Annotated in this window: 3 protein-coding genes and 1 other RNA gene; 1 reads left to right on the top strand and 3 read right to left on the bottom strand. The window is 66.2% G+C overall.

The genetic code is table 11. The features are described from left to right. Positions 1-177 (top strand): ATP-binding protein (locus RMN84_RS04830; protein ID WP_405051440.1); only part of this gene is annotated, 177 nt, incomplete at its 5' end. Here the strand turns inward: RMN84_RS04830 and RMN84_RS04835 are convergent. From RMN84_RS04835 to ssrA, 3 genes are all read right to left on the bottom strand, one after another. Further along, positions 178-2,172, bottom strand: coding sequence for an ATP-binding protein (locus tag RMN84_RS04835; protein ID WP_309611068.1), 1,995 nt, complete (start codon positions 2,170-2,172; stop codon positions 178-180). A 140-nt stretch (positions 2,173-2,312) separates the two neighbouring features. After that, a complete protein-coding gene (locus RMN84_RS04840; protein WP_309611069.1) occupies positions 2,313-4,361 on the bottom strand; it encodes an amidohydrolase family protein in 2,049 nt (682 codons plus the stop codon). 140 nt (positions 4,362-4,501) lie between these two features. Next, positions 4,502-4,778, bottom strand: a transfer-messenger RNA (tmRNA) gene (gene ssrA / locus RMN84_RS04845); the annotation flags it as partial.

Raw genomic sequence — 4,778 nt, forward strand, 5'->3', positions numbered from 1 at the left:
GCCCAGCGCGAAGCGATCTTTGCCCGCGGCGCGCGGCTTGACACCGACAAGCCGGGGACCGGGCTGGGGCTGGCGATCGTCCGCGATGTCGCGCAAATTTATGGCGGCGACATTGCGCTCGACGAGAGCGAGGATCTGGGCGGATTGCTGGTCACGCTCAGGCTGCCGGCGGTCTGATCAGCCAGCAGCAACGGCCCGTTCGACCATTGCCAGCAGGTCGGCCGGTTCGAACGGCTTCTTGAGCAGTGGCGTGTCGGGCGACGCATCGGCAATCGCCGCACTGTCGGCATAGCCACTGACGATGACGAAGCGCTGGTCGGGGCGGACGACGCGGGCGCGGCGGACCAATTCGGCACCGTTCATTTCGGGCATGAGGAAATCGACCAGTGCGAGATCGAAGCGGCGCTGACCGATTGCGGCGAGCGCAGTCGCCCCGTCGCTGACCGCATCGACGACATGGCCGGCGTCCTCGAGCAGCGCGACAATTGCCCGGCGGACCAGCGGGTCGTCGTCGACCACCAGCAGGCGGCGCGATGCGGTGTCGGTGTCGGCGGCGATCAAGACCGGCGTCCGGCGCGAGACGGCACTCGGGCAGCGGCGAAGGGTCAAGAATATCTCGGTGCCCGACCCCGGCTCGCTCTCGATCCTGAGGTCACCGCCCGATTGCGCGGCAGTACCGAACACCTGCGCCAGACCGAGCCCGGTGCCGCGGCCGATATCCTTGGTGGTGAAGAAGGGCTCGATCGCGCGCTGTCTCGTCGCGGCGTCCATTCCGCTGCCCTCATCGCGCACGCTGATCACGACCTGGCCGTCCTCAGGCGTCCCGCTGCACGTCGCGGTGATAGTGATCGGGCGGCCTTCGGGCGAGGCATCGCGAGCGTTGAGGGCGAGGTTGAGAACCGCCAGCTCGAGCTGGTTCAAGTCGCTGAGTGCGCACAGACTGCGGTCGTCCTGCACGATGTGGAGTTCGTGACCGTCGCCGACCGACTGACGGAGCAAGTCGTGCATCTCCTCGAGCATGCCGGCGATGTCGACCGGTTCGATGACCAACTTCTGCCTTCGCGAAAAGGCGAGCAACTGGGCGGTCAACTTGCCCGCGCGCCGAGCCGAGGCCAACGCCCCGTCGAGTAGTCGCTTGGTCGAACGATCGATGTCCTGCTTGCGCGAAATGTAATCGAGCGCCCCGACGACGGGGGTCAGGAGGTTGTTGAAGTCATGGGCGATCCCGCCAGTCAGCTGGCCGAGCGCCTCGAGCTTCTGCGCCTGCTGCAGTCGTTCGGACAGGCGGCGCGCATCGGCGACCTGCCGCAGCGCGAACCAGATCAGGATTGCGGCAAGCAGCAGCGACAAAAGCGCCGCCAGACCGATCGAGCCGAGGAACCGGCGGGTCGGGCTGTCGATTGCCTCGCTCGGCAAGGCGACATGCGAGGTCCAGCCAGTCAGCGGCGAGCGGACAAATGCGGTGTAATTCTCTACTCCCTCAAGGGTGACACCACTATAGATGCCGGTCTTTCGCCCAGAAGAGGCAGCTGTCCGCAGATAGCTCGACCCGAGACTGCCGAAGCGAGTATCGCCGAGGATCGACCGCGCCAGGAAGCGCCCCGACGGATCGGCGATCGCGCTGACCTCATAATGTTCCTTCCCTGGGGGAAGCAGGCGCATCAGGCCGAGGTTGCTGACGAGCAGGCGAACGGCCCAGCGAGTGCCTGGCGGCCCCAATGCGAGGCGGTCGAACAGCAGACAGGGGCAACCGGGCCCACGGGCGAAGCCGATAAAGCGCGGCTTCGCCTCCGCTGGTCCCGCGACCGTCGGCTCAAGGAGATAATCGGCCGTGCTGGTGCTTGTGACGACCCTGCCGGTGGCAAGGTCGATCAGCATAACCGCTCGCCACCCCTCGTTCAGCGCCATCAGCTCGGAAGCGCGGGAGCGAAATTCGGCAAGATCGTTGGCACGCAGCGCGCGCGCGGTACTGACCGCGTCGAGGCCCGCAGCGATCCGCTTGACCTCACCATCCATTGCCGCCGCAATCGCCTGGCTGGTGTTCAGCGCGCTCTGGCGGGCGGATGCGCGCTGGGTCCGGGCGTCGAACCCGGCTTGCATGATGACGAACAACAGCAGCGGCACCAGCGCCGCCGCCACGACCAGCCACGCCGACCGCCGAAGCTCGGACATCCCCATTCAGCGGGCGCGCGGAGCGACGACCGCACGCAATGGCGACGTCGGTTCCGTATCTTGATAGACTGTGAAGCCGGGCACGGTGTCGCCATAACGGGTTTGGCAGCGCGCTCAAGGCAGGAGCGAGAACTCGACGCCTAGTGTGGGCGGCCGCTGAACCCCGCCGCCGTCCGCAGCGCATCGCCATCAAGCCGCACGCCGTTCGACACGACCTGATCGACATGGCGCAAATTGCCGATGTCCGCCTCAACATCGCAGTCGACGAGCAGCAGATCGGCCTCTTTGCCGACCTTGATCGACCCGGTCCGCGCAGCGACGTGGACGTTGCGCGCGGGCACGATCGTCGCGGTCTGCAGCGCTTCGGCGACGGTCATGCCGCCTGTGACATATAATTCGAGTTCGTGAAGCAGCTCGATCCCGCTGCCGTCGGTGCCGGCGACGATCGGCACTCCGGCATGACGCAGCACGCCGACATAATCGACCATGTGCGCGAAGCTGGCCGTGGCGTCTTCCCGCGTCGTGCCTTCGGGAAGCGGGATCGGCCCGCTCTTGAAGCTGCGCTCGGTCGCCGCCGGAAGCGTGCCGACATAGGGCGCATAAGAGGGACCGACCGTCCCGGCGACACTGGTCAGCACAGTTTCGACGACAACCAGCGTCGGGTCGACCACGATCTTGCGGGCGGCGAGGGTGGCGATGGTCGACTTCATCGGTTCGGCGGTCAGATCGACGTCCTTGAAATAGCGGCCCGGCCCGGTCAGCCGCAGCGTCGTGTTCGACTTGTCGACGACGGCCTGCGGCATCGCCTGCATCGTCGCGAAATAAATGTGGGTGATCTCGTCATAGCCGGCATTGACCGCGTCGAGCGTGCGCATCCCGGCCGGGATATGGCCGTGGACATGGAGGCCGAGCTGGTGCGCCAGCTTCGCCGCCGGGGCGATCCAGGCCGGCGTCATCGAGGTGTAGAATTTGACGCCGGTCATCCCCGCCGCCTTGATCTTGCGGACGGCGGCGAGCGTCTCGTCGAGACTGGCGACGGTCATGCTGCCCTGCGCCGCGAGCGGCCCCTTGCCGTCGATGATGACCGAGGTGAAGCCTTCGGGCGCGAGCAGCGTCCCGGCTTTGCGCCGCCGTTCCTGCGACTGGGCGAGTTCGATCGTGCCACCGGGGTTGCGGAACGAGGTGACGCCGATCGCCAGCTCGCTGAGCGCGGCGAAATCGTCGGACATATGCATGTGGCTGTCCCACAAACCGGGGACGAGGGTCTTACCGGTACCATCGATCACCTTCGTGCCGGGTGTCGCCTTGCCGCGACCGCTCGGCCCGACCCGGACGATGCGGCCGTTGGCGACGGCGACCTCCTGGTCGGCGACGAACCGGCCACGGTCGGCATCGAACAGCTTGACGTGGCGGATCAGCAGCGGACGTCGGGCAGCTGGCGTCAGGAAACGGCGCGCGGTGGCCGGGGCGAGTTTGGCGATACCCGCGTCCTGGGCCGCGATCAGCGCGTCGAGATTGGCTTCATAGCCGATCGGCAGCACACCCAGTCCGCCCCAGAAACCGAACACCGATCCGTCGGAATTTAGCCACACCGCCTGCGGGGTCTGATTGACGCCCTTGATGAAGTGCAGCCGGATCGTACGCGGGCCGCCCGGACCGGTCACGACGAGGGTCGCAGCGGGCTCGATCGTGCCCTTGCCCGACGGCAGCAGAGCGAGGCCCTTCGCCCCGGCGGCGAGCAGCGGGCCGATCATGGCCTCATTGGCGAGAAAAGTACCGCCGCTGACGGCATAAAATGCCGGCGCGAGATAGGGCGCGGCGCCTTCGTCGACCGGGCTTTTCCATTTGGCGACGGCCTGGTCGATGGCGAAACTCTCGGCCGCGTCGCCATTCGGGGTCACGCCGCGCACCTCGACCCTGTCGATGACGCCGTCGGGGCGGCGATGGATGACCTCGTCCTGTTCATAGACCAGGCCGCGCAGCAGGATCGATTCACGATAGGCGGTGCTGCCGTCGGGCAGCGTCCAGCGCCACTCGTCACCATGCTTGCCGGCCTGAGAGACAACGACGAAATGGTCGGCGGTGCCGGGTGGGACCATCAGCTGGTCCTTGACTACCGGCGCGGCGAGCGCGGGGAGTGCGGAACCAAGCAGGAGCAGAGCCGCCAGCGTGCGTCGAACCATGGTCATTCCCCCGATTAAATTGTCAGGGAGACGATGACGCGCAATCGCGACCCCGGCAACGATCGATGATCGTGACTCATCGACCCAATCCGCATTTTAGTAGAAAAGTCCGGGGGATTCTGTTGCCCGGCTCCCCCGGAAGCCGCTGGAATCCCCTTCTGTTGCCCGGTGGGGTCCGACCGCGCTTTTGTCTTTGTAACCTAGGCCGTTAGGCCGTCAGTTACGCAGCAATTGCGAGTGCTTCGTTATCGTTAGCACTTGTGGTGATGAACGGTTTTACGGCTCATTCAGGCCGGCCGGCAATCAGATCTTTATTGCACTCGTCGATCCTGTTTCGCCCCCATCAGCAGCAGCGGAAATACCCTTGCGAGCGCTCCGTCCGCTGCTGGTGGTGGTGGCGCCGGGGTACTGCCCCCCGGGTCC

It is taken from the genome of Sphingomonas sp., assembly GCF_031380695.1.
Classification (GTDB): domain Bacteria; phylum Pseudomonadota; class Alphaproteobacteria; order Sphingomonadales; family Sphingomonadaceae; genus Sphingomicrobium.

What these genes read in the sequence shown, in the direction of transcription:
- RMN84_RS04835 (WP_309611068.1), bottom strand. Translation starts at nt 2,172, where the DNA reads ATGTCCGAGCTTCGGCGGTCGGCGTGGCTGGTCGTGGCGGCGGCGCTG.
- RMN84_RS04840 (WP_309611069.1), bottom strand. Translation starts at nt 4,361, where the DNA reads ATGACCATGGTTCGACGCACGCTGGCGGCTCTGCTCCTGCTTGGTTCC.